We start from the raw sequence: 26,443 nt of genomic DNA, 5'->3' as shown, positions 1-26,443 counted from the left end.
CCGTTTCCTCCTTAAATTTTAAGGGGATCAGATAAAGAAAAACCTTGCACTTGCAAGGTTTCAGGTAAGATATTTACACAAAAGTAGCAAATAAGCACTTGCTTACTTGTTTCCATTGTAGCTTCTTTTCTCTGACACCTTGTGAGTCTCTCTGGACTGCCCTTAAAGGTTAAATTTTCACTAGTATACTGTATTAAACGTGAAAAGTCAAGTAAAAATAGGTAAGGCGTCAGTTTCTAAAAGTTGTTTATTTTTGTGAAGAGAGAATCTTCTCCAATTTTTGATAATCTTTGACACTGTCGATTTCGTAGATAGAATTTTCTTCCAATTCCTCTACGTAAACATCCAGTTCTTTGATATTATCTTTAACCATGTTGTCCCAGTAGAGATCTACAAATTCACCGCTTGCATAAGCCTCATCGATAAATCCAACAATCTTTTCAGCTGTTGGAGCATCCCAGAACGATACCCCACTCAAGATGCGTCCATTTTTGCTATCGACAATAATATCTTGAACTTTGTAATCATCTCCGTAAACTAGGAACCACTCATTATCACAGTCTTCACGATAAACACTGAAATAAGTTGAACGTTCGATATCATTGCGGAACATATTCTTGAAAAGATAGTTATCCGCATCGATGACATAGCTGTTAGCCAACTCTTCTTTTACTAAGTAAAGAGAGTAAAAGTTGTTGTAATCAGCATACTTATCATTAAAGACCAAACGAACACCGTATTTCTCTTTGAGATAGTCGAATTGTTCTTTTAAATAACCGACAACGATGATAATGTCATCAATTCCACGTTCTTTCAAAAATTCGATTTGATATTCAACTAAAGGTTTTTCATTAACCTTGACCAAGGCTTTGGGAGTATTTTCTGTCATGGGTCTCAAACGAGTTCCCAATCCGGCTGCTAAAATAATCGCTTTCACGCGTTTTCTCCTTTATTCTTTAATAATAATATAAACACCAGCCATTACGATAAGGGAAGTAATGATGGTCAGCAAATTAAGGGGCGAACCCAAGAAAATCGCTGCAAACAAAACAGTCCATACTACATAACTCACATTTAGACCAGTAGCTTTTGCCGGCTGCAATCGATTAATAGCCATATAATAGGCTAGATAAGAAATCATATTACATGCTGCAAAGATAATCAAAAGACCTAACAATTGACCATTTGCCACTTCCGCAAATGAATGATGTGAGAAGAGAACGATGACAAGATAGGACAAGAAAGATGTGACTTGTCGTATCAAAAGGGCTTCTAGCTCACTGAGATCACTTTCCATAGCAAATGAGCTCAGAACACTTTCACTTCCCCAAGCAAGCGCACAAATCAAGGCACAGAGTATTCCGATATAGAAGGAATTCACTTGTTCAACCTTGTAAGTCTGAGCAATAATACCTGCAATGATTAACAAAATTCCAAATACTGTATTCTTAGAAACCTTATGCTTTAAGAAAAAGAAAGCGAGAATGACAGATACTGCAGGATAAATAGCTGAAACTGAGGATGCTAATGAACTACCGATATATTTGACCGCATAGAGATTGGCTTGCATCCCAATCGGCCCAGCTAAAAGTGCTCCAATAATGACACTTACATTTCGAATGTTCAAGAAGATTGAAAAACGTACTTTACCTTCTTTAAATACAAGATATCCTAGCAAGATAAAAATACTCAGAAAATCGTGTGCTGCTGCTACTACAAAAGGCGAAAGCTCTGTAAAGATTGAAAAGATATAAGCACTAATGGTTAGCCCTAATCCCCAAAAAATACCTGATATAAGTCCAAAGGAAACTCCATTTTTAGTCTTCATCAATACCTCCCTGAGACTGCAATTCTTTTACAGCTCTATTATAACGAGTGATTCCATAATCTCCAAAATCTGCACCATTTTCCTCTTTGTAAATGGTCCATAGGCTCCAAATAATGTCTTGCAAGATTTTGTAGATACGAATTTTTTCCCGAGAAACTAGTGTCTGTTCGCTTTCATAATATGACAAGAAGGAAGCTTCTTCGTCTGTAGTAAATTCAGACTCTAAAAAGAGAGCCGCAAGATCCCACATAGGATCATTCATGGAAGAATATTCCCAATCAATCAGATAAAGGTGACCATCTGGTCCTTCTATGAAGTTTTCAGGAACCAAATCAATATGACATGATTTCTTCTCAATTCCGATTTGTTCAAGCTCTTCTTTCAGAGAAAATACTGATTTTCTTACAGCTTCATAATTTGGATAAGAGATTTCATCTTGAATCAGAGATTCATATTTTTTGATTTCCTCAAAAGGCGCAAATTCTCCCTTTAATTCTTTACCAGAAGCATGAATCGTTTGCAGAATTGGCGCAATTTTTCCAAATTTGGTTTTAATGATAGTTGAATCAAGCGTTTCAGCATTTTCAATGTACTGATTGACTTTGATACCAGCTTCAATATCAAAAAGATAATTTTCTACATCTAATTTCAAATCTTTCAATAATTCAAGATTGAACTTTTCATTCTGGCGGTCGATTAATTTATCCGTACCTTTACCGAAAAACTTAACGATGTACTGGTTTGAAGATGTTTTAACCAAATAGTTTTGGTTGGTCATGCCTCCCAGTTGTTCAACGCTGAGGACTTCCTCTTCTTCAGATAGTAAAGAAGAAATTTTTTCTTTGATGATTTTTTCCACGATTAGCCTCCATTAGACTTCCCACTTAAATACTGTCTTGAAGGCAGTATTAAGGTCTGTTGCAAAAACTCGATGAATATCTTTAATCTCTCTTACTGGTTCTTCCAGATAAATGATATTCTTCAAACGATTGGCAAACTTCTTAATCTCCATCATTTGAATGGCTTTTTCAAAGTCAACTCTCCCAGAACGCGAAGAACCAACCAGTAGCAAACCTTTTTCCAATGAATCACGAGTATTGATATTTACCTTGTACTCACTAACTCCCATTAAAAGAATAGTTCCTTGAGGTTTAATGTAGCGAATGAGATCATTAATAGCAGGTCCACATCCATCACCACCACAGCATTCGAAACCATGGTCAAAACTAAGGTCCTCTGGGATATTATCAGTAATGTAGAGCTCTTTAGCAAAAGAGAAGAGTTCTAATTTCTCCCAGTGACGACCAATGACGATAATCTCTGCTTCAGGCAAGGTATAGTTGATAATATTAGCCATGACAAAGGCTAAACTGCCATCCCCAATAACTGCAATACGCTGACGTCTGCTATGTGAAACTGTCAAGAAACGATTCATGGCGTGCATGCCCACACTGACAAACTCTGTAATGGCAGCAACTGTATCTTCGATATCTTCATAAGACACTACACGATCCTTAGGCAAAGAAACAAATTCTCGCATGAATCCATCGTAGCCACTTGATAAGAAATATGTTCCAGTCATATAATTTTCGTAGAATTCCTCATCACTTTGCATAGGTGGTTGATTTGGAATCATGACAACCTTCTGACCAACTTGATAAGTCCCAGTTGGATCAGAAATGACTGTACCACAAGACTCATGAATCATAGCCATTGGAAGTTTCTTTGATAAGATTTTTGGATCACGTTTCCCTTGATAGTAACGTTGATCCGCGTGACAAACCGCCATATAATTTGGTCGAATGAGGATATGATTCTCTTGGCCAATTTCCTCTTCTTGATATTTGATATTGATAAACTTTGGCTTTGTCAGTTGATAAATTTGATTAATCATGTCTCTAGTCTTTCTCAATCATGCTTTTAGCAATCTTCAAGTCTGTAACTGTTGTGATTTTAAGATTTGAGTATTCACCCTTAGCCAAGGCTACATCTTTCCCCTTAATGACAAAGATTTTACATGCATCTGTTAAAATTTCTTTTTCTTCTACTGAGAGAGAACCATACAAATTGATAAAATCCTTGCAACGGAAGGTTTGTGGAGTTTGTCCTTGATAGAGATGGGCACGGTTTGGAATATCTGTGATGAATTGTCCGTTTGTACTCTCTACAATGGTATCGACTGCTTCAACCACCGTATCAACAGCATCATGGTTTTTAGCAAGTTCAATATTGTCTTGAATCATTCGAAGAGTGATAAAAGGACGAACGGAGTCATGAGTGACCACAATATCATCTTCTGTCAATGGACGGTAAGCATCAATGGCCTCAATAATCTTTTCAATACTAGAATTTCGATCTGCACCACCTTTGGTGATAATGATACGATTTTTATGGAGTGGAAGGAATTTTTCAACTAAATCTTCTGCGTGTGTCACCCAGTCTCCGTGAACTCCAACTACAATCTTTTCAATACTTGGTTCTAAAACAAATTTCTCAATAGTGTGAATTAAGATTGGGCGATCTCCCAACTCTAGAAATTGTTTTGGCAAATTACTGATCCCCATGCGTGTGCCGGTGCCACCCGCTAAAATTCCTGCATAGATCATATATTTTCTCCTTTTTTTATTCTAAAAAACTCATTACCATCTATTATATCACAATCTATCTTTATCATGAAGAAAAGATAGAGCACCATTTAGTCGAACCAACTCACTATTTCGACCAAAAAGCGAACAATAGTACCTAAAGCTGAACATTTCATAACAAATTAAGAAATAAATTTAGGTTATTTTCTATATTATCTGTTTAACGTTCGGTTAATATAGAGTTCTTTAGAATATAATACAAACCTTAAAGAAACCTTAAACCAAATAAAAAGAGTTGAGAATATTTGCCAGAGAAAATCCCTTCTAACAATTCTCAACCCTATTCAACAAGATTCGGTTTATTTTTCTTCTTGCTCGCCGATGCCCTTAACGGCTTTCTTAAACTCGGCAAGCATCTTTCCTACTGATTCGCCTAGCTCTGGTAAGCGTTTTGGTCCAAAAATCAACAATGCTCCAAGAACAATGACTATCAAGCCTGGTGCACCAATATCACGTAAGATTCCCATTTTTTTCTCCTTTCCTTTTTCTCTTAATTATCCATTTACTAATAGCGATACTAGCCTCATACAAAAGGATTAGGGGAACAGTCATCGCTAAATCGCTAATAAAATCGGCCGGCGTCAATATAACTGCCAATACCAATAAAATGAAGTAAGCATAACGTCTATAAGAAATGAGTAGGCCAGGTCCAATCAAACCAATTGAGGTAAAAAAAGCAATGATAACTGGCAATTCAAAGATAAACGCTAGTGGTACAGTTGTTTGAAAGACAAAAGCTAGATAATTTTGCGCTGTCAGTTGCGTTTCAAATAAGTTTTCACCTAATCCTAGTAAGACCTGAAGTATAGCTGGTGTGACAAAATAAAAGCCAAAGGCTAATCCCAAGATAAAACAAAGAAATGTTGCAGGTATATAAGCAAAAATCGCCCCTGCTTCTTCAGTTTTAAGGGCTGGTCGAACAAAACTCCAGACTTGATAGACGGTAAAGGGCAAAGTAAGGCTAAAGGCCATCAAACTTGCCAAACGAAGATAAATCCATAAAATATCATTCGGTCCTAAGACGATTAACTTCTGATTAAAGCCTTGTGTGATAAATTGATAAACCTGATCGGCAAATAATAGTGAAACGCAGAATACTAGAAAGAAGCAAACAACTACTGCTAGCAATCTCTTTCTAAATTCTACCAAATGTTCAATAATTGTCAATTCCTTTTGATCCATTACTTTTCACCCTGTCTAATGGTAATTAGAAAAACTACGAGGATAAAAAAAGTCTGACCTGCTAACCCTTCCCAACTAGGGTAAATTCCAAATATATCAATAGTTGGTATTCCTGCAATCAGATGATTCGGTATCATATTTGTCAACTGCAAGGCATGAATGCTGACTCCCGTCATCTTAAAGGCTAAAGCATAAATCATCCAAGTCAGAATAAAGAAAACCTTGTGAGGTAGGAAAAATTGACTAGCCTTGTTCATCACAAAGGCAATCAAGACTAAGACTAAGAGGGCTAGAGAAATTCCTAAGACAAAGTCAAAACTAGAAATCCTTGGCAGAATCCCCACATAGAATAAAATCGTCTCAGCACCTTCACGGAATACGGCTAGAAAACTCAGAGCAAACATAGAAAGGAACGATCCTGTTTTCGTGACAGTTTGCATCTGCGAATCCATAAAAGCATTCCATTTTTTAACAGAAGATTTGCTATGAAGCCAAATACCGATTAGAATCATCATGATAACCGCAAAAATCCCGACTGCTCCTTCGATGATTTCACGGTTGGTTCCTGAGGCAACTGCTGGAAAGGCAATCTGTAGGATATAGGCAATCAAAAGACTGGCCACTATACCAGCAAATGCACCACCATAGACCCACTTGAGGCCCTGTCTCATCTTGGCAGCTTTCAAAGTTGTCACAAGCGCCATGACAATCAAGAGTGCTTCTACACCTTCTCGGAGCAAGATGAGCATGGCGTCAAATGCATTATAGGAAGCGCTAGTATCAATTTGAGATAGCTCTGCAATCAAGCTAGAAAGCTTTTCTTGATATTCACTTTCCTTTCCCTTAACCATGATGACAGGACTTTCACTTTCAACCTTGGTATAAAGCGAAGGATTGGTTGTACTTACAGAACCCTCGATGGTGGGCCAAATAGTAATAAACTCCTTCATCGTCGCAGCTGCATCACTATCTTGACCAGCTTGAAATTGGGTCAAAGCCTTCTTTAAAAGTTCTATCCCATCCTTCAGGGTCAGATTCGAAGATGTAGTCGCTATTTCTGTACCTTCAACAAAGTTAGAAATGGCTTTTTTCAAATCATCAAACGATGCCTGAATACTATCAAAGTTCGTTGGTTCAGTCTCAATGCTACTACGCAGGAAGGAAATTGCTGTTTCCACTTGCCCATAATGAGCTGTACTATGGTCGCGAACCACTGCTTCATTGATGGTCCAGGTTGAATTCATTTTTTTATAGGCTTCTCTTACTGCTTCCAGATCTTGAGAAGCGATTGCCTTGTCTAAGGCTTGAAAACGAGGTTCTAATCGTAAAACAAGTTTCTCTTTTTCTGCATCAAGGTCGACTGGATTTTGCTCTTTCTCAAATGTCAAAAGGGCTAAAGAAATCTGAGTAAGCTGGTCTTCAGTAATATCACCAGTTAAGGCTAACTTTTCTTGAACTTTACGTCCTGCTTCGGAGTCAGAATTATCGACTTTCTCGAAGTCTTTGGTCATTTCATCAATTAGTTTTCTTGCCTGATCTTGTTTGCCTTCTTTAACAGCTTTAGTTGCATCAGTTATTTTCACAAAGTAGGGACTCAAATTTTCTTTAGCACCTACCGGGAAAACTAGCAGGAAGAAGCAGGCAAAAATGAGGATAAGACTTTTAGGATTCAAATAATTTCTGCCCAATGTAACCTCCCTTCTCCACTCCACCAAAGCAAGCAAAAAGACCACTACCTATATGGGTAACATATTCGTTCATTTTATCCGTAGCACCCAGATTGGTCTGCACTTTAACAAAGCTATCTGGGTCCTTTTGGAAAGAGATAAAGAGCAAACCAGTATCAAACTGACCTGTCTTTTCATCAATTCCATCAGAATAAGAATAAGAGCGACGCAAGAGAGGCTTATCCACTTCTTTAGCTAAACGTACATGAGAATCGTCAGGAAGAAGACTCAAGTCCACCTCATCAAATTCGTTTTTCTTACCAAAAGGAGCTCCACTTTCCTTATAGCGCCCAAAGGTATTTTCTTGCTCCTCCAGATTGGTTCGGTCCCAAGTATCAAGGAACATCTGGATGCGACGAACGGCCATGTAGGAACCATTTTCCATCCAATCCTTACTGTCAGCCCAAACAACCTGATCAAATTCTTTCTCAGTGGTAACATTAGCAGTCCCGTCTTTAAAACCAAAGAGATTCCGAGGAGTTTCCATACGATTACCGATAGCTGCAAACCCTGATTGACTCCAACGGAGAGTAACGGCATTTCTACCCTTGCGAATAAGGTTACGAATAGCATGAAAGGCAACTTGCTCATCATCAGCACAAGCTTGGATAACTATATCTCCACCCGTGTACTTTTCTCGTAACTGTTCCTTGGGAAATGGAGGTAAATCTCTGAAAAGTTTGGGACGTTTGTTCTCTAGTTTCATCTTTTCTAGGAAACTAGCCGAAATTCCAAAGGTCAGGGTCAAACGATGAGGATTAAGCCCAACTGTTTCTCCAGTATCACTTGGAGGCAAGAGGCTATTGTTACCATCTTTTTTAACCAATTCTCCTTCTACAAGTTTGGCACTATAATCCGTCCAATCCTTAAATAACTGGATGATTTTCTCTTTGTCAGTTGTATGCAAATCTAAAACCACAAAATAAATGTTTTTCTGCATGACAGTTGTAATGCCAGCTTGGTGTTTACCATAGAAGGCTATTTTTTCATCCCCGTACGAGATTTTCTCCTGACCATCAAGCTTAGGTGAGAAAAAAGCAGAAGCACCAGAGAGTCCAAGTGCGAGACCAGCCCCTCCGATACCTGCTTTTTTTAGAAATTCTCGACGGTCCATTTTTTGTTCAAAAAATTTTTCGCCTTTGTTTGTCATATTACTTATTCTCCACCAAGAAATTTACCCATTTGTGATAATGGTTCACCAAGTTTTGTGACTGCTTCAGACAATTCCTTGGTATCCTCTTTCGTTAAGTCTGTATAGAGCTTATAGTGTTCCTTGTCCGTCATGTGTTTGTCTAACAAACTATTGACAGATTTGAAATCTTCTTCTAACTCTTTAACCAGAGCTGCATCTGATTTTTCAAGCAAGGGTTTAAAGAGTTGGAAAATCTTTTCAGCACCTTGGATATTGGCACGGAAATCATACAAATCTGTATGAGAATAAATCTCCTCTTCACCAGTAATCTTACTTGTCGCTACTTCATTAAGAAGGTCAACAGCGCCAGTTAGCATAATCTTGTAATCAACATCTACAGTCGCAATCTTAGCCTTTAATTCCTTGATGTCATTTACCAGTTGGTCACCAAAAACCTCAGTTCCTTTGGTTGTGTTTTCCTCCCAAAGAATGCGCTCAATACGGTGGAAACCAGACCAACCTTCTTCGGTCTTATTTTCATCTAAGTAGTCTGCTAATCGAAAATCAATCTTCACATCAGATTCTCCGAAGCTCTCTGCAATCGGCTCTGAACGTTCATAAGACATACGGATTAAAGGGTATGCCTTTTTAGCTTCTTCTAACTTACCATCCTTCAATAGTTGAACAAAACCTTCTGTATCCGTTAAAAGTTTATCAATCTGTTCTTCCACAAATGCTTTGTAGTCACTAGTTGCCTTATCCAAAAGTTTTTGATTATCTTCTGACAATTTTGCGACCTGAGAAGAATCACTTGTAGTTGACGATTGTTCAAAACGAACTGCACAAGCTGATAACAACAAAGCCGAAGATAAAAGGATAAAACCAAGTTTTTTCATTAATTACTCCTATTAAATCATGGGAATCCCATTTTTTAAAATCATTATATCATAGTTTTTCTAATTATTCAATAAATTGTCAGAAAATTTAATGTTTGGCTATTTAAAATTAGAATAGACTTTTCTAGTTAAAATTGTTAAAATAAGGAGAAAAAAATTGTTAAAGGAAATCTTAAATCTTATGATGAATATGCAAAACATGATGCGTCAAGCTCAAAAACTTCAAAAACAAATGGAGCAAAGTCAGGCTGAACTTGCTGCTACAGAATTTGTTGGAACATCTGCCCAAAACCTTGTAACTGCGACATTGACTGGAGATAAGAAGGTCACAAAAATTGATTTCAATCCTGCGGTTGTTGACCCTGAAGATATCGAAACTCTTTCTGACATGACTGTTCAGGCAGTGAATGCAGCTCTTGAACAAATCGATGAGACAACCAAAAAGAAACTCGGTGCTTTTGCAGGAAAATTACCATTCTAATAGCATAAAAAGAGGCTGAATTCAGCCTCTTTTGTCTTATCTAAAAAGTAAAGAATTCCGTTGCCTTCTTTAAAAGTAAATCTGCGTATTCTGGATCTTCCTGAGCAGTTTCAAGTTCTTCTTGTACCATTTCCAAATTATCCGTAATCATACCATCTACTCCTAGATGAAGCGACTTGTTAAAGGATTCCGAACCGTTAATCGTCCAAACATAGAGCTTCTGCTCTGTATTCCAGAGCTTGGTCACAAAGTATTCGTCCAAGGTAGAATATTCCATAGTATAGCCACTTGCATTTGTTCTTGGGAAAACGGAATTGTAGGGTAGGATGAAATAGACTGGAATCTCCTTATCATACTGGGTTACCTTTTCAATAACATGGTAATCTAGAGATTGCATCTGATGACCATAAACTTTGATTTTCGCCCCATAACGTTCCAGAAAATGATCCATCATTTGAGCACTATCATTTTTACTAGTTTTAATCTCAATGAGTAGTTTTTGATTTAGTTGGTTGGCACGGTTTATATAATCATCAAAGCTTGATATCTTAGTTTGATAGCCATTTTCAGAAATATCTATCTGCTTCAACTCTTCTAAAGTTAGGTCTTGAGGGGTCACATTTAATCCTGCTAGACTTCTCAGATTTGCATCGTGCATCATGACAAACTGACCATCTTTGGTTTCCTGAACATCCATTTCAACAAAGTCTGGTTTTAATTGAGCTGTCTTTTCTAGGGATTCTACAGTATTTTGCACGCCATTAGCATTGGAAACACCACGGTGGGATATCACGCGCGGAGGATTTGCAACAGGTGCTTCTAAATAGACATAGCCTTCAATAGCAAAGATGACACTCGCACATCCCATAACTCCCCATCTCATGAGATGGTCTTTTTTTCGTCTCGGTATAATATCCAATTCCTCACCTGTTAAAAATGAAGTGAACTTAACCAAGAAGTAAGTCAGGGCCATATAGTGGATATTTTTAATCAAGATATAGTTTGAAATAGCAAGAATCAAGGATTCTCTTTGTGTTAGACCATCCACTAAAAACTGGACAATCAATAGTGGGATTAGAAGCAAGTAAAAGAAAAGATTTGTTTTGACAACAATGAGAAAGAGATGCCAAGCGTAAAACCAGAATTGATTTCTAGTTCTTTCAAGACTATAGAGCACAGCTTCCTTGACTGTCATCTTGTCATACAAGATTTTTGGAAGAACAAATACCAACTTAACAGAAACGTAGAGGAAGAGGATTGACAAGATGATAATACCTAGCCACCACATCCAGTACTTATCTTCCATATAGGTCTGAACAAACTCTGGGATTACGATTTTATTAAAATAATAAATCTTTAAAAACTTCCTGATGAAAGGAAAAAGCATGGCAACATAGAAGAAGATAAATAAGGCTTTTGTAATTGTCAGACCTTTCATAAAGACAAGACTCTCACGAAAGACCTTACGACTGTATTCTATCAGTGTTCTTTTCTCATGATAAAGAAGATGACGTGCTCCTATAAAGAGAAGACTGAGTTGAAAATAAGCAACTAAAAGGTTAAGAATGATTAAGATTAAGAAGCCAATACTAACTATAGGAGCATTTTTGATAATGGCAAAAATGTTATTGTAAGAAATAAACAAATAGCCCGTCTGACTTAGCAAAAAACCCGCTATCAATGAATTCAAAGGTAGCCAAATATAGTCGACCAACATAAAGATTAGAAAAAATAGAAAGAGGATTTTATCAAGATTGAGGTAAATCTTTTTAAAACCCAATTTTTTAGGCTTTTCAGGTCTCATAAAACCTCCTAATCAAACAGCTGTGATAAATCTAAACCACCAAAAGGATTAGAGTTAAGACTACTCTTGACGTCCAGTAAGATTTTACTTTCATCAGATTCTAAAAAAGCTTCATAAACACGCGCAGTCATACGAGCATCCTCTAAACTGTTATGAGATTGTCCCTTAAATCCTAGAAAATTTGCAACAGTTTGTAACTTGAGATTTGCAATCCCGTGAAGATCCGAACTACGTCGCTTAAAAGCTTCATCATAGAGGTCCACTTGATATTGGCTACTATAATCCAAACCATGTTCCAATAGAATCGGCAAATCACTCTTAGCTGCATTATAGCCAACGATAGGTAATTGACCAATAAAGGCTTGAAAATTTTTGAGAACATCTTCCACCTTCGGAGCATCCTTCAAGGTTTCAGATGTGATACCCGTTAAACCGTTTATAAAACTTTTCAATGGTACATCCGTATGAACATATGAGTCAAATGCTCCTACTTCTTCACCATCTTTAAAACGGACTGCAGATACCTGAATCAAGTGAGTTTTATCTTGGTGTTTATTAAATTCCAAATCAAATGAAATGTAATCTCTTAATTTTTCCATCTTATCCATTCCTTACTGTATTTGAAAAAGAAACTACTTGGTTATACCTAGAAACCAAGCAGTTTTTTCTTATCCTCCAAATAAGCGAGCAAAGAAGCCTTTCTTCGTTGCTTGTACTTCTTGCTTAGCCTGATCCAACTCCAACTGAAGGTTTTCTTGATCCTTCATGGCTTGTAGGGTTAACTGTTGTTGTTGATCCAATTGCTTATCTTTTTCTGCGATTTGACGGTCTTTGACACGCATCTGTTCATCTTTTTCAGCCAACTGTTTGTCTTTGGCCTTTAATTGCTCATAAAGACGGATGATTTCTGCATTCTTTTCATCAACAAGAATCTCCATTAACTCACGTTGCTTCACATCATCACTAACAGGTTCATCTTCAAAAATGGTTTTTTTGTAGATTTCTTCAAGCTTAATCAAGCCACTGCGAGTTACCACAGTGACTCCTTTATCATTTTTAGTCGTATCTTCTTCAGGTAATTCCTTGACACGGTTATTGATTGCTTGGCGGGACAAGCCCAAGACCTCAGCAATCTCACTTACAGTCATCTCAATACTCATAATATCCTCTGAAAGTTTTCTAGCTTTTCTTTATTTAAATATTATCATAAGCAAGCAAAACTGTCAAATATCACCGTGTTTTCAACCCTTTTTCATAACTTTTTCGGGTCTAAACTGAACTGTCTTTTAGCATTTTTTAAAACTAAAAATCAGTTTGCGATTTTACCACCAGTCCTAATCAATTGAAAACCTTTCTAGGCTTATAGAGTTGATCACGTTTCTCTAAAATGGCTAGTAATTTTTCACCTTCAAAACCAGCCAATTCCTTCTCGATTTGTTCCAATTCAATAAAGCGACCAAAACGCACTTCTTCTGCCTGCTCTGAAGTCAAATATACCTTGACCAAGTCACCTGTCCCAATCTCCAAGGGATGAAGAAAGTCTAATTCACCAGCTTGTACTTTTTCCTCAATTTCACTCAAGGTCAAAGCATCATCTAACTGTAACCCAGCTGCACTTGTTCGTGTTAAATGAGACATATGAGCTGCATAGCCAAGTTTTTCTCCCAAGTCGACTGACAAGGTACGGATATAAGTCCCTTTGCTACATTTTACACGGAAGCTAAATCGAGCAAGATTCTCCACATAGGAAATGGGACTCGTTCTTTCGAAACTATATATCGTCACCTGACGCTCTGGACGCTCTACTTCCTGACCAGCACGCGCATACTCATAGAGTTTACGGCCATTAACCTTGACAGCCGAGTACATAGGTGGAATCTGAGTGATAGGACCTGTCAGACTGGCAATCGCTTGATCAACAATCTTTTCATCTAAGGGTGGCAAGACTGGTGTCTCTGCAACTACCTGACCACTAGCATCCTCAGTCGTTGTTGAATAACCTAGGGTGATTTCACCCTCATAGACCTTGCCCTCATCCTGCATAAACTCAACCATGCGAGTCGCCTTCCCTACAGCAATGGGTAAAACGCCCACAACATCAGGATCTAGCGTCCCACCGTGACCAATCTTCTTGGTTCCCAAAATCCTACGCAGCTTGAAAACTGCATCATGCGAGGTCATCCCCGCCTCTTTTTTTAAGTTAATAATACCGTTCATGTTTTGCTTTCTATTCCCCCTTCAGTGCTTCAAACTTAGCCTTCATTGTTGGATTTTTGCGTGTCAATTTTTTAACGGAAACATCATCCAATTTGTTGTTAGCAAGGCGGAGTTGGTTTTCTGATGTTGTTAGGAATTTCTTCACCTCTTCCATTCGCTTAATAGCCTTGTCGATTTCGTCGATGGCTTTGCCAAAGTTGACAGAAGCTGAGTTATAATTCTTTGCAAAAGCTACCTTGAAAGCGTCCAAGTCTTCCTCAAAACGAGTGATATCTATATTTTGTTCCCTGATAAAAGCGAGTTCCTGCTTATATTTAAGGGAATTAAGGGCAGCATTACGTAAGAGTCCAATTAGTTGAATAAAGAACTGGGGACGAATGACATACATCTTCTCATATTCATGGCTAACGTCAACAATTCCTGTATTAAAGTAGTCGTTTTCTGCTTCAAGCATACTTACCAAAACAGCATACTCACAGTCTTTCTCACGGCGGTCTTTGTCTAATTCCTTGTAAAAGTCTGCATTCTTATGTTTCTTCTCAGTACCATCAGCTTCATTTTTCATCTCAAACATGATGGAAATGAATTCTAGTCCATTTTCATCAAAATCACGGAAGATAAAGTCCCCTTTAGAACCACGCGCAGAAACCTTATTGTCCTTTTCGAAGTAGGCATTGGGAAAGGCAAAGCTACGAACCTTGTTGAATTCACTCTCCGCATAGTGTTCCAAACTTTCACCGATTGCCTTGGTTGATTGTTGTGCCTTGAAATTCTTGTAGAATTCAACCTGCTCACTGGCTGCCTTTAGCTGGGCTTCATAATTTTGTTTTACAGAGGCTAGAGACAACTCATTTTCTTTTTCTTGTAAAAGGAGTTGGTTTTTGACCTGATCACGTTCTTTCTCTAGATCAGACAGTGTTTTTTGTAGTTGATTTTCATGCTCTAAGCGCAAGGTAGCCAATTGATTTTCGAGAGCTTGGACTTCTTTTTCTTTCTCTAGCAAGCTTTGACTTGCACTTTGCTCCACTTCTTTCTTCGCCAATTCTTTTTCTGTATCAAAGTTGTTAATTTGACTTTGAAGCTGGGCAATTTCTTGGTCTTTTTGAGCCAGTTTTGCCTGTTGTTCATTTAAGGCTTTTTGTTCCACCAATCTCAATTCTTGTTTGATTCGTTCATGCAATTCCTTATCAAACTCTGCAGTGCGAACTTGAGAAAGCAGTTCTGCATATTGGCTTTCATTGACTGTAAATACTTCGCCACAATTTGGACATTTAATCTCGTTCATGTTATTCCTCTAAATTTATCTATTCTACTTTCATTATAGCATGGATAAACAAAAAGAAAAAGTTGGAATGAATCCAACTTTTAATCTACATATGTATCTTCGTTTTTATTTAAGAAGGCGTATGGTAATCCCATGAGTAGACCACCACCGATAAAGTTACCGATGAAAGTTACACCCCAGTGACGAAGAATATTTCCAATACCAAAGTTTGCGATTGAATCAGCAGCAACACTGAATTTCACAATAGCAAATGATGCAAAGTTTGCGGCGATGTGCTCGTTTGTTAAGAATACAAACATATAAATCGCTGAAAGAACCAACCAAAGTTTTGCTCCACCATCCTTAACTAAAACGAATGAAAGAATCGCGATATTTACAAAGACATTAGCCAAAATTGCTTCAAGTAAGACTAAATCATTACCACGCCCTAACTTCATCTCTACAACACCCGAAATAAAGCTTTCATGTGACAATTTTGCGAAAGCTGCCGAATGAGCGAATCCCCAACCTGCTATAAGAGCACCGATCAAATTAAAGAGTGTACAGTATAGAAGAATTTCAGCTGTTTTTCTCCAGCTAATTTTTTTCAAAAAGCTACCAGCTGTCAAGAACATCATGTTAGATGTTACTAACTCAGCATTCAAGAAGACAATGTAAGCCAATCCCCAAGCGAAAACAAATGGGAAGAGGAAACGTCCACTACCAGGAGCAATCTTATTAATCAAGTCAGCTCCAACTGCACCAGCTGCTGTACTAAATGTTAAGAATGCACCAGCAAACATTGAACGAATAGCGTACTTGAACTTGTGCTGATTGTAAAGACTTTCCTTTTTGTGACAAGCAAATTCAATCTTTGAGATAAATTCTGAAGAAACCATATAAACTCCTAAAACTTTTATTTGTGAATATTATAACATAAAATCGAAATTATGGGAAGGCTTTCCTAAGACTAAACTTTAAATTTTTACTAATTTTAGAAATCCTTTCCATCCTTATTTTATACACTTATTTTTTTGTTTTATAAATATCATTTTAGTTAGCTTTTAGTTTTATATACTAAACAATTTAATATATTTTATTAATTAATGTAATAATAAATTTCTGAAGCAATAATCAGATTTATCTTTTTTACCAGTAATGACTGCATTAAATTCTAAACAAAAAGAGAATCGCAATGATTCTCTCTTCTTCTATTACACCAATATAAAATACTCAGGTCTAATCAACGTAAGTCTCTTCGTTTTTATTTAAAAAAGCGTATGGTAAGCCTATCAAGAATCCTCCACCAATCAAGTTGGCGATAAAGGTAACTCCCCAATGACGTAGGATATTTGGAATATCAAAGTTAGCAATTTGATCAGAAACAATACTAAATTTAATAATGCTAAAGGATGAAAAGTTAGCCGCAATGTGCTCGTTTGACAAGAAAACAAACATAGAGATAGCTGATAAGATAATCCACAACTTAGCACTGCTATCCTTAACCAAAATAGAAGATAGAATGGCAATATTTACAAACATATTTGCCAAAATCCCCTCCAACAAGACCAAATCACTAGGTCGTGCTAACTTCTTAGCAACAATCTTTGCTAGATAACTGTCGTGTGTCAGGTGTGAAAAAGCAGATGAATTAGCAAAGCACCAACCTGCTAACAGAGCACCAACTAAGTTGAAAAAAGCACAATAGAGTAAAATGATAAAGGCTTTTTTCCAATCAATCTTCTTCAAAAATGTTCCAGCTGTCAAGTACATCATATTTGAGGTAACCAACTCGGCATTCAAGAAAACGATATAGGCAAGTCCCCATGCAAATACAAAGGGAAATAGGAAATAACCAGCACTTGGAACGATGCTATTGAGTAGATCAGCACCTATGGCCCCAGCGGCTGTACTAAAGGTTAAGAAAGCACCTGCAAACATCGAGCGAATGGCATATTTAAACTTACTTTGGTCAAATAGACTTTCTTTCTTATGGCAATAATAATCAATCTTTGAAATAAATTCTGAAGAACTCATATAAACTCCTAAAAATTTTTCTGTTACTATTATAACATAAAAAACTTTGAGGAAATAAAGGTTTTTTCTTTTTTGAATTATTTAAAGTAAGACATGGAAACTCTTATCCATGCTAAAAATGAATTAGTTGCCAAAGTCCATGATTTCTTCCCTACTCATTCCAACCAGCTCTGAAACCCACAAGCCGATAATATCGGACAAAATAGAATCACAAACACATTCATCCTCAGCATGACCATATTTACAAGTGAAAAGAGGGGTTCTTATGGCTGATTGATAAAATTTTAAGGCTAACTCTTGCAGTTTTTCTGGATCAAATTCGAGTCCCAACTCTTGTGCAAGTCCAGTTCTCACTTTATCCCAATCTTCACCTTTTGACTGATAGTTTTCTCGTGCATTGTCGATAAATCCTTTACAGAATTGTGCCAGCAAATGCATGTTTTGATAGAGCAAACGACAGGAAAAGTCTGAGATAGAACCAGCATGAAGTAAGAAGGTAAGCAGGTCATCAAGGCTTTCGGCTACCCGACCAACTTGGCCTTCACTTCCTATAAAGCCGATACTATCATCTTCAAGAATTACATATTCTCCCCCACTACCGTCTTTAGCAAAGGCTATGGGCGAAAGAGAATAAACTTCATTGTTCTGAGAAAATTCAACCTCTTTCAACTGGTCATAAAAGAGAATATCGCATTCTTGCATCAATAAAATTCTTAGTTGATTATCTTCTCTTATTACTTGTAGTTGAAGCATATTAGCTACTCTCCTGGCTTTGACAATTGTCACAAGTGACAACAATTCAATTTTAGAAATCGACTCTTAATAATAATAGATTTTAATATGGCACTTCTTGGCCACATTGGCAAGATTTTTCACTAACTCCTCGTTTCTTTTGCTTTTTCCAAAATGAAAAGTAAAAGATTTTCCATCTTTCCTTGTAAAGTACAGATGATACCTGTCCCCATTCATTCTTCTCCCTCGAACGTAATCAATATCAATCTGTCTAATTTCAGCTAGAGGAACAATCCTTTTTCTAAAAAGAATAATCGTGTGAATGTATAATCTTCCCTTTGCAATATGAAAAGGATCCAACATACTCCCACCACTTTTTAAGGATGTCTTAACTCTTTGGAAAAAAAGATAGAAATAAAATAGTGCTAAAAAAATTAACAAAAATCTAATGACCTGATTTTTCCAAAGGACTTCAAAAACTGAAATACGATAACTATACATATTAAAATAATCCCTTTTTTCTTTATTATACCACTTTTAATGAACATCTATTTTATAGACAAAGAAAAAGGCTGAACAAAGTTCAGCCCTTTTTACGAATGGTTGATAAGATATCTTTATCTAGTCAAATCAATACGTTGACCAATTTTACCAATGATAATTGCACCAACAATTAATGAAGCGAATTCTCCGATACCAGTAGTGAACCATGTAAAGAAGAATGGTGCTTCTGCTACAATGTTCAATTCAGCAGCAATGGTGATCATTGAAATTGAAAATAGAATTGAAAAGAAGAAATGATCTTTTCGAATTAATCCATTAAAAAGATAGTCTTTACTATATTTACTGAACAACCAAACTCCTAAGCTTAGGAAGACAAGAGTTGATCCTCCACCTACAGCGACATCAATGAGTCCAAAACTGAAAAAATTAGCAACCATACATCCAAGAGTAACACCGATAATGTACTTAGGATTATAAAAAGCTAGGAAGTTCATCATTTCAGAAATGCGGAACTGATAAGCACCGTAACTGATAGCATTAAGGGGTGGTGTGATTGTCAAAACCACATAAATTGCTGCGACAATGGCAATATCTGCCAAATCACGGACAGTAAGTTTTTTCATCTATTATTCTCCTTTAGCGATTAACCCGCGTATAATATGCTTGGTGAAAGAAGCTAAGCACCAAGGGTTGAACAAGTCAACTTTATTAGTATAGCACATTTAAAGGCTTTATGCTATACTATTTTTATGAAAACATGCATAAAAAATTTTTTCGACAATGAAATCCTCTCCTACTTATTTTTTGGAGTTGCAACTACACTTGTTTCTATCATTGTTCGTATCACTATTTTTTACTTTTTCCAACAAGAATTATGGGCGACTGCTCTGGGAAATATAGCTGGAATTCTGTTTGCTTTTTTCACCAATGATACCATTGTTTTTAAACAGAAACGAAAACATTGGTTCAAGCGTCTGATAAAATTTACGACTGCAAGATTCATAACTTTCCTATTAGACCTGCTCCTGACCTTTATTTTTGTGACAAGTTACCCTCATATTATCGGTCAATTTGTAGGTGATGATCTCAATACTATCAATTCAATTGAGACTATTTTTGCACAGGTCACCATCATAGTCCTCAATTACATCTTCAGTAAAGTTTTTGTTTTTAAAAAACAATAAGCATACTTCTTGCATTCTAATAACTATTATACTATAATTAAGATTGTTAAATTACGAAAGGAAAAAGAAAATGTTAAAAGATCTTAAAGAATTTTTGCTCCGCGGTAACGTTGTAGACCTTGCTGTCGGTGTGATCATCGCTTCTGCTTTTGGTGCTATCGTTACTTCATTTGTTAATGATATCATCACTCCACTCCTATTGAACCCAGCCTTGGAAGCTGCGAAAGTACAAAACATCGCTGAGCTTGCATGGAATGGTGTTACATATGGTAAATTCTTGAGTGCTGTTATCAACTTCCTTGTAGTTGGTACTGTTCTATTCTTTGTGATTAAAGCAATGGAAAAAGCTCAAAGCCTTACTAAAAAAGAAGAGGTTGTTGAAGAAGCACCTGCTGGTCCAACTGAGTTGGAAGTTCTTCAAGAAATCAAAGCTCTTCTTGAGAAAAAATAATCGTCTTGAGGATTCGGTTCATACTGAATCCTTTTTTACTTCTCCTTTTGCTGAGTTTAGAAAAAACTTGAGTTCAGCTCTCTTTTTTGATATAATAATTAAAGTTTCCACCCTTAGTGTAATGGATATCACGTAAGATTCCGGTTCTTGAGATGGGGGTTCGATTCCCTCAGGGTGGATAGATGTAAACAAAAAAGCAACGGCACTGTTGCTTTTTTTCTGTGTTACCCTTGCCTTTGAATATAGAAGATTGATACTAAAGAAAGAAAAATAACTCCAAGTCCGATAATCAAAAAGGAACCTAAATGAACACTTGGTAGAAAGGTCATTAACCCCTTCGCAATCGGCATAAAGAGAATTGCCAGTGTAAAAATGGTACTCAATACCCTCCCCAGATAGTCTCCGTCAACCTTGGTCTGTACTTGTGTAAAGAAGTGAATATTAAAAATCGTCATAAATAATTCACAAACTAGGTTTCCTGAAAAAGTGAGAAAATTAGGCAGTGGCAGTCCCATCATGAAAACTCCTACTCCTGTGAGGATCAATAAGAACAAAAGTGTATTCATACTGGATTTAAATTTATTTGCAATCAATGCTCCGATGATTGAGCCAATTGCACCCATGGTTAAGATAGTTGCATAGGCTCCTTCTACACCATAGAGTTTATTTGAAAAAGGAAGCAAAAACTCAAAAGCTGCAAAAAAGAAATTCACACTGGAAGCCACTACCAAGAGAAAGAAAATTTCTTTTTGATGCCAGATATAGTGCAAGCCATCTTTGATATCTGCAAAAATATCTTTCCCTGTAAAACTCTTCTGCTCTTGAACCTTTGGTTCTTCTTTGGGAAGTAAAGCGACTAGGGCAAAGGCCATGAAAAAGGTCAAAGCATCTAATAAGAGCGTCAGATGGAGACTAGCAAATTGTAAAACAAGGAAAGAAAACACCGGAGAACTGACTCCTACAACCTGTAAAACTAACTCCAAGCGAGAGTTATAGGTCACAATCTCGTCTTTTTCTACTACCTCTGTGATAATAGCTTTATTGGCAGTTCGAGAAAATGCAAAGGCAATGGCCTGGACAATATTAGCAAAGATCAAAGCTCCAATCATCCAGCTATCGTTCCTTATAAAAGAAATGGCCAGACAGAGAATCCCACAAACCAAGTCTGTTGTCATCAAAATCTTACGACGCGAAAAACGGTCTGAAATCACTCCACCAAAGGGATTGACTAGAATGGAGGTAACGAGTTCAGATATCTGATAAATCCCTAGCACGGTTTGCCCAATCGTTCCCATCGATGCCAACCAAACACTATTTCCATAATCATAGAGCATATTTCCTAGTTTGTTAATAGCTCCACGACTAATCAACTGTACTGCATATCGATTCATAAAAACTCCTCTCAAATTTTGAAACTATTGTATCAAAACTTGAAGGAGTTTCTTATTTTTCCCGTATTTGGGAAATTAATCTTTTACAAATTTATCATAATGTTCCTGATAGTAAGCTACCTGCTCCGGAAGACCTAGCACATCAAAAATATGCATGGCTTCCTGCATTTGTTTACAACCTTCTTCTTTTTGACCCTTCTGATAAAGAGCAAATCCTTTAAGAAAGTGGAAAACATTACGCTCATAGAGTTTGATGCTCTTACCTATAATCTTCTCTATATAAGCTTCAAAGTAGCTGGCATTTTCAAAAGCAAGATGTTCTAAACAATGCTGGTAACAATTAAGAGCTAAAATCAAGACCAGTTTTCGATGGCGACCAATTTCTTTGTAGAAATCTTCACGCTCCATCACTTCTCTACCAAGGCGAGCAACATAGTCCACATCATAAAAGCTATAGAGATTGCCAAAGAGAATCAACTCATACATGGTCCATTCGTCTGTTTGAAAAAGATAATCCGCCACCTTATCCAGATCTGCTTGCTTCATAGTGAAGCTAGCATCTCTTTGACAAATCAGACCTTGTAACAAAATCCAGTTCAGCTCAAAATAGAGGGGATTTGTTGAACTCTTAGCTTTTTCAAGTTGTTCTTCTTGAAGTTTTTGAAAACCTGCAATATCATTTGAGTAGTAAAGCGGAATAATCTGAGCCATCAAGCCGACATGCTCATGATGTTGAAAATTTCTAGTCTTATCCATAAAATTCTCAATCGTCACGTGAATATTATCTAATATTTCAAAGAAACGAGATGCAGCCAGATCCGACTCCCCCAATTCAAAGCGGGATAATTGGGAGGTCGAACAGGCCTCTCCTGCAGCTTCTTTTAGAGAGTAATTTTTACTGATTCGAAATTCACGAAAAACTTTTCCAAGATTTTCCATCTTACACCTGCTCCGACAATTCTTCCCACTCCAGCATAGCTTCTTCCTGACGATGGCTAATTTTATCCAGTTCCGCTTGTAATTGCATGAGTTCATCCGCATCATTGGTAGTATGCATTTGTTCAGAGATTGCTTGGGCTTGAGTTTCCAGCTCTTCGATTTCTGTCTCAAGACTTTCGATTTGTCTCATCAATTTACGAAGTTCTTTTTGACTTTCCTTTTGGGCTTGGTAGTCATTAACTGGAGAAACTTCTTTTTCTTGGTTAACAGCTGACGCTTCTTCCGCTTGACTAGCTGCTAGCTCTGCTTTTTTATCAACATAATAGTCATAATCACCCAGATAAAGTGTTGATCCATTCTCAGATAATTCCAGCACATGAGTGGCTACACGGTTGATGAAATAACGGTCATGGCTGACAAATAGAAGAGTACCATCAAAGTCAATCAGGGCATTTTCCAAGACTTCCTTGCTATCGATATCTAAGTGGTTTGTCGGCTCATCGAGGATCAAGAAGTTGTTGTTTTCCATGGACAGTTTAGCCAGAAGCAAACGAGCTCGCTCACCACCTGAGAGCATTCCAACTGATTTTTTAACATCGTCACCAGAAAAAAGGAAGGCACCTAGGCGATTACGGATTTCAACTTCTGGCGTCAATTTAAAATCATTCCAGAGTTCGTCTAAGACTGTACTGCTCGGTGTTAACTTACTTTGAGTTTGGTCATAATAACCAACCTCAACATTAGCACCAAAGCGCTTTTCACCCTTGATAAAGGGAATCTGGTCCACAATAGACTTAATAAAGGTTGACTTACCAATGCCATTTGGACCAACAATGGCAATAGCGTTCATCTTACGAAGATCAAGGTTGATGGGTTCTGATAAAATTTCACCATCATAGCCAATGGCAGCATTCTCCACCGTCAAAACGACATTACCAGATACTCTATCAGAATGGAAGGTCATATTAGCTGACTTTTTACCAGCATCTGGCTTGCCCAAGCGCTCCATTTTCTCCAGTTGCTTGCGTCGAGATTGAGCACGTTTGGTTGTCGATGCTCGAACAAGATTTCGGTTAACAAAGTCTTCTAAGGCAGCAATTTCTTTCTGTTGTTTTTCGTAGTTTTTTGCCTCAGTTGCGAGCTTCTGCTCCTTCTGCTCCACAAAGCTCGAGTAGTTTCCTACATATCTGTCCAAAGAATGTTTTGTTAAGTCGAGTGTTATGGTCGCAACCTTATCGAGGAAATAACGGTCGTGACTGACAATAATAAGGGCGCCGCTATAGTTTACCAAGTAATTCTCTAGCCAGGCAATGGTTTCAATATCTAGGTGGTTAGTCGGCTCATCCAAGACCAAGAGATTAGGTTTTTCAAGAAGCATTTTGGCAAGGGCTAAACGAGTATTTTGACCACCAGATAACTCTGCAATTTTCATCTGCCACATAGACTCGTCAAACTTGAAGCCATTTAAGATAGCACGAATATCGGCTTCATAGGTAAATCCTCCAGCCTGACGAAAATTTTCTGATAGGCGATCATAGTCAGACATGAGTTTATCTAGTTCTGCTCCAGTCTTTTCCCCCATCTCCAACTCCATCTGGCGAAGTTGTCTTTCAGTACGACGCAAGTCATCAAATACATGTAGCATTTCATCGTAAATGGTGTTCTCAGACTCAAAACGGCTATCCTGTGCTAGATATGAGAGGGAATTATCTTTTTTCTTATTGATTTCACCCGTGGTTGGCTCCTCTTCTCCAACCAATATCTTGAGCAAAGTAGACTTTCCAGCACCATTTTTCCCAACGAGGGCAATACGGTCTCTTTCATCTACTTGTAGGTTTATATTATCAAAAAGAACCTCTCCTGCAAAAGAACGTTCAATTTTATTAGCTTGTAAAATAATCATACAGTTAGTATAGCATGTTTCTCTAAGCCATTCAAGACTTGTGGTTTAGCTCTATTTCATAACTTTTTCAGAAACTCATGCTAACGTTTTACTAAAACTTCAAATCGTGATATAATGTAAGCGATTAGATTATATATTAAAGGAGATTTCCTATGTCTTACCAAGAAAATTACCAAAAATGGGTTGATTTCGCAGAACTTCCAGACTATCTTCGTCATGATTTGGAAAACATGGACGAGAAAACTAAAGAAGACGCATTCTATACAAATCTTGAATTTGGTACTGCAGGGATGCGTGGCTTGATTGGTGCTGGTACTAACCGCATTAACATCTACGTTGTTCGTCAAGCAACTGAAGGTTTGGCTCGTTTGATTGAGTCAAAAGGTGGAAACGAAAAAGAACGTGGTGTAGCCATCGCTTACGATAGCCGTCACTTCTCTCCAGAATTTGCCTTTGAATCTGCAGCAGTTCTTGCTAAACACGGTATTAAATCTTATGTTTTTGAAAGTCTCCGTCCAACTCCAGAACTTTCATTTGCTGTTCGTCACCTCAACTGCTTTGCAGGTATCATGATTACTGCCAGCCACAACCCTGCTCCATTTAATGGTTATAAGGTTTATGGTGAAGATGGTGGACAAATGCCTCCACACGATGCGGATGCTTTGACAACTTATATCCGTGCTATCGAAAATCCATTTGCAGTTGAAGTTGCTGATGTAGAAGCTGAAAAAGCATCTGGTTTGATTGAAGTTATTGGCGAAGCAGTCGATACCGAATACCTCAAAGAAGTCAAAGATGTGAACATCAACCCAGCTTTGATTGAAGAGTTTGGCAAGGACATGAAGATTGTCTACACTCCTCTTCACGGTACCGGTGAAATGTTGGCGCGTCGTGCTCTTGCACAAGCAGGATTCGACTCAGTTCAAGTTGTTGAAGCTCAAGCTACTCCAGATCCAGACTTCTCAACTGTTAAATCTCCAAACCCAGAAAGCCAAGCAGCCTTTGCACTTGCAGAAGAACTTGGTCGTCAAGTAGGAGCTGATGTGCTTGTCGCAACTGACCCTGATGCTGACCGTGTCGGTGTTGAAGTTCTTCAAAAAGACGGTAGCTACCTCAACCTTTCAGGTAACCAAATCGGTGCTATCATGGCTAAGTACATCTTGGAAGCCCACAAAAATGCTGGAACTCTTCCTGAAAATGCAGCCCTTTGCAAATCTATCGTATCAACTGATTTGGTAACTAAGATTGCTGAAAGCTATGGCGCAACTATGTTCAACGTCTTGACTGGTTTCAAATTCATCGCTGAAAAAATCCAAGAATTCGAAGAAAAACACAATCACACTTACATGATGGGATTTGAAGAAAGCTTCGGTTACTTGATTAAACCATTCGTACGTGATAAAGATGCTATCCAAGCCGTTCTTGTCGTTGCTGAACTTGCTGCCTACTACCGTTCACGTGGTTTGACACTTGCTGACGGTATCGAAGAAATCTACAAAGAGTACGGCTACTATGCAGAAAAAACAATCTCTGTTACTCTTTCAGGTGTTGATGGTGCAGAACAAATCAAAGCTATTATGGCTAAGTTCCGCAACAATGCTCCAAAAGAATGGAACACAACAGCTATCACTGTCGTAGAAGACTTCAAGGCACAAACTGCTACTGCTGCTGACGGTACTGTTACAAACTTGACAACTCCTCCAAGTGATGTGTTGAAATACACACTTGCTGACGGTTCATGGATTGCCGTTCGCCCTTCAGGTACAGAACCAAAAATCAAGTTCTACATTGCAGTTGTAGGTGAAACTAACGAAGAATCACAAGCTAAGATTGCTAACATCGAAGCAGAAATCAATGCCTTTGTAAAATAAGAAATTATATAACGGTCGGGAAAATTCCTGACCTTTATTTTTGATGATAAAGTAAAAGCTGACTGTAATTTATGTCTTCTTTTAACTCTTTTGACCAAAACTTCAATTTCGATATCTTTAAAGACACAGGGATATCGGACTAGAAAATCAGACTTAGTTTACTGATTTCTGTCCCACCATCTATTTCCGTATCAAAACTGAGCAATTTTAGAAACTTTATGGCATACTAGACATATCAATGAAAGCGAGGTAATC

General features: G+C 37.5%; 27 protein-coding genes, 1 tRNA gene and 1 riboswitch. Of the genes, 5 read left to right on the top strand and 23 right to left on the bottom strand.

Annotation, left to right across the window (positions count from 1 at the left end; genetic code table 11):
* Positions 1-247 precede the first annotated feature (247 nt).
* The 10 genes from QM874_RS00730 to efeO all read right to left on the bottom strand — a co-directional run bounded on the left by QM874_RS00730 (position 248) and on the right by efeO (position 9,410).
* Entirely contained in the window at positions 248-937 is a 690-nt protein-coding gene (locus QM874_RS00730) for a sugar phosphate nucleotidyltransferase (RefSeq protein WP_414315832.1), read from the bottom strand.
* 12 nt (positions 938-949) lie between these two features.
* Entirely contained in the window at positions 950-1,828 is an 879-nt protein-coding gene (locus tag QM874_RS00725; RefSeq protein ID WP_414315831.1) for a DMT family transporter, read from the bottom strand.
* Positions 1,818-2,687: a phosphotransferase gene (locus QM874_RS00720; RefSeq protein WP_414315830.1), complete on the bottom strand. Its 870-nt coding sequence runs from the start codon at positions 2,685-2,687 to the stop codon at positions 1,818-1,820. The genes QM874_RS00725 and QM874_RS00720 overlap by 11 nt, the downstream gene beginning before the upstream one ends.
* 12 nt (positions 2,688-2,699) lie before the next feature.
* Positions 2,700-3,722, bottom strand: coding sequence for a ribitol-5-phosphate dehydrogenase (locus QM874_RS00715; RefSeq protein WP_414315829.1), 1,023 nt, complete (start codon positions 3,720-3,722; stop codon positions 2,700-2,702).
* A gap of 4 nt (positions 3,723-3,726) precedes the next feature.
* Positions 3,727-4,434 (bottom strand): 2-C-methyl-D-erythritol 4-phosphate cytidylyltransferase, encoded by a 708-nt coding sequence (locus QM874_RS00710; RefSeq protein WP_414315828.1) that lies wholly within the window; start codon positions 4,432-4,434, stop codon positions 3,727-3,729.
* A 338-nt stretch (positions 4,435-4,772) separates the two neighbouring features.
* Entirely contained in the window at positions 4,773-4,940 is a 168-nt protein-coding gene (locus QM874_RS00705; protein WP_000512114.1) for a twin-arginine translocase TatA/TatE family subunit, read from the bottom strand.
* Complete coding sequence (tatC, locus tag QM874_RS00700; protein ID WP_414315827.1) at positions 4,924-5,655, bottom strand: twin-arginine translocase subunit TatC; 732 nt, start codon at positions 5,653-5,655, stop codon at positions 4,924-4,926. Before tatC ends, QM874_RS00705 begins: the two co-directional genes overlap by 17 nt.
* Positions 5,655-7,343 (bottom strand): FTR1 family iron permease, encoded by a 1,689-nt coding sequence (locus QM874_RS00695; protein ID WP_414315826.1) that lies wholly within the window; start codon positions 7,341-7,343, stop codon positions 5,655-5,657. The genes tatC and QM874_RS00695 overlap by 1 nt, the downstream gene beginning before the upstream one ends.
* Positions 7,318-8,532 (bottom strand): iron uptake transporter deferrochelatase/peroxidase subunit, encoded by a 1,215-nt coding sequence (efeB, locus tag QM874_RS00690; protein WP_414315825.1) that lies wholly within the window; start codon positions 8,530-8,532, stop codon positions 7,318-7,320. The genes QM874_RS00695 and efeB overlap by 26 nt, the downstream gene beginning before the upstream one ends.
* 5 nt (positions 8,533-8,537) lie before the next feature.
* On the bottom strand, positions 8,538-9,410 hold the full coding sequence (efeO, locus tag QM874_RS00685) for an iron uptake system protein EfeO (RefSeq protein WP_414315824.1): 873 nt from the start codon (positions 9,408-9,410) through the stop codon (positions 8,538-8,540).
* 181 nt (positions 9,411-9,591) lie between these two features.
* Here efeO and QM874_RS00680 point away from each other — a divergent pair, with 181 nt between their 5' ends.
* Positions 9,592-9,891, top strand: a complete 300-nt coding sequence (locus tag QM874_RS00680; RefSeq protein WP_061863007.1) for a YbaB/EbfC family nucleoid-associated protein — start codon at positions 9,592-9,594, stop codon at positions 9,889-9,891.
* A gap of 40 nt (positions 9,892-9,931) precedes the next feature.
* Here QM874_RS00680 and QM874_RS00675 read toward each other — a convergent pair whose 3' ends face one another.
* From QM874_RS00675 to QM874_RS00630, 10 genes are all read right to left on the bottom strand, one after another.
* Positions 9,932-11,695, bottom strand: a complete 1,764-nt coding sequence (locus QM874_RS00675) for a glycerophosphoryl diester phosphodiesterase membrane domain-containing protein (protein ID WP_414315823.1) — start codon at positions 11,693-11,695, stop codon at positions 9,932-9,934.
* An 8-nt stretch (positions 11,696-11,703) separates the two neighbouring features.
* Positions 11,704-12,294, bottom strand: coding sequence for a 3'-5' exonuclease (locus tag QM874_RS00670; protein WP_414315822.1), 591 nt, complete (start codon positions 12,292-12,294; stop codon positions 11,704-11,706).
* Positions 12,295-12,363: 69 nt separating this feature from the next.
* Positions 12,364-12,855 (bottom strand): chromosome segregation protein RocS, encoded by a 492-nt coding sequence (gene rocS / locus QM874_RS00665; RefSeq protein WP_000021254.1) that lies wholly within the window; start codon positions 12,853-12,855, stop codon positions 12,364-12,366.
* 178 nt (positions 12,856-13,033) lie between these two features.
* Complete coding sequence (gene truB / locus QM874_RS00660) at positions 13,034-13,912, bottom strand: tRNA pseudouridine(55) synthase TruB (RefSeq protein WP_414315821.1); 879 nt, start codon at positions 13,910-13,912, stop codon at positions 13,034-13,036.
* Between the two features lie 10 nt (positions 13,913-13,922).
* A complete protein-coding gene (locus QM874_RS00655; RefSeq protein ID WP_414315820.1) occupies positions 13,923-15,197 on the bottom strand; it encodes a DUF2130 domain-containing protein in 1,275 nt (424 codons plus the stop codon).
* A gap of 80 nt (positions 15,198-15,277) precedes the next feature.
* Positions 15,278-16,075 (bottom strand): formate/nitrite transporter family protein, encoded by a 798-nt coding sequence (locus QM874_RS00650; RefSeq protein ID WP_414315819.1) that lies wholly within the window; start codon positions 16,073-16,075, stop codon positions 15,278-15,280.
* A gap of 340 nt (positions 16,076-16,415) precedes the next feature.
* Positions 16,416-17,213 carry a formate/nitrite transporter family protein gene (locus QM874_RS00645; protein WP_414315818.1) on the bottom strand — a complete coding sequence of 266 codons (798 nt, stop codon included), beginning with the start codon at positions 17,211-17,213 and terminating at the stop codon, positions 16,416-16,418.
* A 123-nt stretch (positions 17,214-17,336) separates the two neighbouring features.
* Positions 17,337-17,966 (bottom strand): hypothetical protein, encoded by a 630-nt coding sequence (locus QM874_RS00640; protein ID WP_414315817.1) that lies wholly within the window; start codon positions 17,964-17,966, stop codon positions 17,337-17,339.
* Between the two features lie 66 nt (positions 17,967-18,032).
* Complete coding sequence (locus QM874_RS00635; RefSeq protein ID WP_075226872.1) at positions 18,033-18,446, bottom strand: hypothetical protein; 414 nt, start codon at positions 18,444-18,446, stop codon at positions 18,033-18,035.
* Between the two features lie 116 nt (positions 18,447-18,562).
* Positions 18,563-19,072: a QueT transporter family protein gene (locus QM874_RS00630; RefSeq protein ID WP_049495171.1), complete on the bottom strand. Its 510-nt coding sequence runs from the start codon at positions 19,070-19,072 to the stop codon at positions 18,563-18,565.
* Positions 19,073-19,170, bottom strand: a riboswitch (PreQ1 riboswitch).
* Positions 19,171-19,198: 28 nt separating this feature from the next.
* On the opposite strand from QM874_RS00630, the gene QM874_RS00625 reads away from it, so the two are divergent.
* The 3 genes from QM874_RS00625 to QM874_RS00615 all read left to right on the top strand — a co-directional run bounded on the left by QM874_RS00625 (position 19,199) and on the right by QM874_RS00615 (position 20,263).
* Positions 19,199-19,633, top strand: a complete 435-nt coding sequence (locus tag QM874_RS00625; RefSeq protein ID WP_414315816.1) for a GtrA family protein — start codon at positions 19,199-19,201, stop codon at positions 19,631-19,633.
* A 70-nt stretch (positions 19,634-19,703) separates the two neighbouring features.
* The gene (gene mscL, locus QM874_RS00620; RefSeq protein ID WP_049526579.1) at positions 19,704-20,084 is read left to right on the top strand and encodes a large conductance mechanosensitive channel protein MscL; all 381 of its coding nucleotides are present in this window, start codon (positions 19,704-19,706) and stop codon (positions 20,082-20,084) included.
* A 107-nt stretch (positions 20,085-20,191) separates the two neighbouring features.
* Positions 20,192-20,263: transfer RNA gene (locus QM874_RS00615), tRNA-Arg, on the top strand.
* Positions 20,264-20,308: 45 nt separating this feature from the next.
* On the opposite strand, the gene QM874_RS00610 is transcribed toward QM874_RS00615, so the two are convergent.
* The 3 genes from QM874_RS00610 to QM874_RS00600 form a co-directional block, all read right to left on the bottom strand.
* Positions 20,309-21,475, bottom strand: coding sequence for an MFS transporter (locus tag QM874_RS00610; RefSeq protein ID WP_414315815.1), 1,167 nt, complete (start codon positions 21,473-21,475; stop codon positions 20,309-20,311).
* Between the two features lie 75 nt (positions 21,476-21,550).
* Positions 21,551-22,414, bottom strand: a complete 864-nt coding sequence (locus QM874_RS00605; protein ID WP_316107732.1) for an XRE/MutR family transcriptional regulator — start codon at positions 22,412-22,414, stop codon at positions 21,551-21,553.
* Position 22,415: 1 nt separating this feature from the next.
* Positions 22,416-24,317, bottom strand: a complete 1,902-nt coding sequence (locus QM874_RS00600) for an ABC-F family ATP-binding cassette domain-containing protein (RefSeq protein ID WP_414315814.1) — start codon at positions 24,315-24,317, stop codon at positions 22,416-22,418.
* Positions 24,318-24,469: 152 nt separating this feature from the next.
* Between QM874_RS00600 and QM874_RS00595 the strand changes: the two genes are divergently transcribed.
* Positions 24,470-26,188 carry a phospho-sugar mutase gene (locus QM874_RS00595; RefSeq protein WP_414315813.1) on the top strand — a complete coding sequence of 573 codons (1,719 nt, stop codon included), beginning with the start codon at positions 24,470-24,472 and terminating at the stop codon, positions 26,186-26,188.
* Positions 26,189-26,443 lie beyond the last annotated feature (255 nt).

The sequence above is a fragment of the Streptococcus infantis genome, assembly GCF_047463615.1.
GTDB lineage: Bacteria > Bacillota > Bacilli > Lactobacillales > Streptococcaceae > Streptococcus > Streptococcus infantis_X.
Note: the sequence above shows the minus strand (reverse complement) of the source record. Positions and strands in the feature narration are given on the sequence as shown.

Excerpts from the sequence above, each read along its gene's own strand:
- QM874_RS00725 (WP_414315831.1), bottom strand. The coding sequence starts at position 1,828 with ATGAAGACTAAAAATGGAGTTTCCTTTGGACTTATATCAGGTATTTTT.
- QM874_RS00715 (WP_414315829.1), bottom strand. The coding sequence starts at position 3,722 with ATGATTAATCAAATTTATCAACTGACAAAGCCAAAGTTTATCAATATC.
- QM874_RS00710 (WP_414315828.1), bottom strand. The coding sequence starts at position 4,434 with ATGATCTATGCAGGAATTTTAGCGGGTGGCACCGGCACACGCATGGGG.
- QM874_RS00705 (WP_000512114.1), bottom strand. The coding sequence starts at position 4,940 with ATGGGAATCTTACGTGATATTGGTGCACCAGGCTTGATAGTCATTGTT.
- tatC (WP_414315827.1), bottom strand. The coding sequence starts at position 5,655 with ATGGATCAAAAGGAATTGACAATTATTGAACATTTGGTAGAATTTAGA.
- efeB (WP_414315825.1), bottom strand. The coding sequence starts at position 8,532 with ATGACAAACAAAGGCGAAAAATTTTTTGAACAAAAAATGGACCGTCGA.
- efeO (WP_414315824.1), bottom strand. The coding sequence starts at position 9,410 with ATGAAAAAACTTGGTTTTATCCTTTTATCTTCGGCTTTGTTGTTATCA.
- QM874_RS00680 (WP_061863007.1), top strand. The coding sequence starts at position 9,592 with ATGATGAATATGCAAAACATGATGCGTCAAGCTCAAAAACTTCAAAAA.
- QM874_RS00675 (WP_414315823.1), bottom strand. The coding sequence starts at position 11,695 with ATGAGACCTGAAAAGCCTAAAAAATTGGGTTTTAAAAAGATTTACCTC.
- QM874_RS00670 (WP_414315822.1), bottom strand. The coding sequence starts at position 12,294 with ATGGAAAAATTAAGAGATTACATTTCATTTGATTTGGAATTTAATAAA.
- rocS (WP_000021254.1), bottom strand. The coding sequence starts at position 12,855 with ATGAGTATTGAGATGACTGTAAGTGAGATTGCTGAGGTCTTGGGCTTG.
- truB (WP_414315821.1), bottom strand. The coding sequence starts at position 13,912 with ATGAACGGTATTATTAACTTAAAAAAAGAGGCGGGGATGACCTCGCAT.
- QM874_RS00655 (WP_414315820.1), bottom strand. The coding sequence starts at position 15,197 with ATGAACGAGATTAAATGTCCAAATTGTGGCGAAGTATTTACAGTCAAT.
- QM874_RS00650 (WP_414315819.1), bottom strand. The coding sequence starts at position 16,075 with ATGGTTTCTTCAGAATTTATCTCAAAGATTGAATTTGCTTGTCACAAA.
- QM874_RS00645 (WP_414315818.1), bottom strand. The coding sequence starts at position 17,213 with ATGAGTTCTTCAGAATTTATTTCAAAGATTGATTATTATTGCCATAAG.
- QM874_RS00640 (WP_414315817.1), bottom strand. The coding sequence starts at position 17,966 with ATGCTTCAACTACAAGTAATAAGAGAAGATAATCAACTAAGAATTTTA.
- QM874_RS00635 (WP_075226872.1), bottom strand. The coding sequence starts at position 18,446 with ATGTATAGTTATCGTATTTCAGTTTTTGAAGTCCTTTGGAAAAATCAG.
- QM874_RS00630 (WP_049495171.1), bottom strand. The coding sequence starts at position 19,072 with ATGAAAAAACTTACTGTCCGTGATTTGGCAGATATTGCCATTGTCGCA.
- QM874_RS00625 (WP_414315816.1), top strand. The coding sequence starts at position 19,199 with ATGAAAACATGCATAAAAAATTTTTTCGACAATGAAATCCTCTCCTAC.
- mscL (WP_049526579.1), top strand. The coding sequence starts at position 19,704 with ATGTTAAAAGATCTTAAAGAATTTTTGCTCCGCGGTAACGTTGTAGAC.
- QM874_RS00610 (WP_414315815.1), bottom strand. The coding sequence starts at position 21,475 with ATGAATCGATATGCAGTACAGTTGATTAGTCGTGGAGCTATTAACAAA.
- QM874_RS00605 (WP_316107732.1), bottom strand. The coding sequence starts at position 22,414 with ATGGAAAATCTTGGAAAAGTTTTTCGTGAATTTCGAATCAGTAAAAAT.
- QM874_RS00600 (WP_414315814.1), bottom strand. The coding sequence starts at position 24,317 with ATGATTATTTTACAAGCTAATAAAATTGAACGTTCTTTTGCAGGAGAG.
- QM874_RS00595 (WP_414315813.1), top strand. The coding sequence starts at position 24,470 with ATGTCTTACCAAGAAAATTACCAAAAATGGGTTGATTTCGCAGAACTT.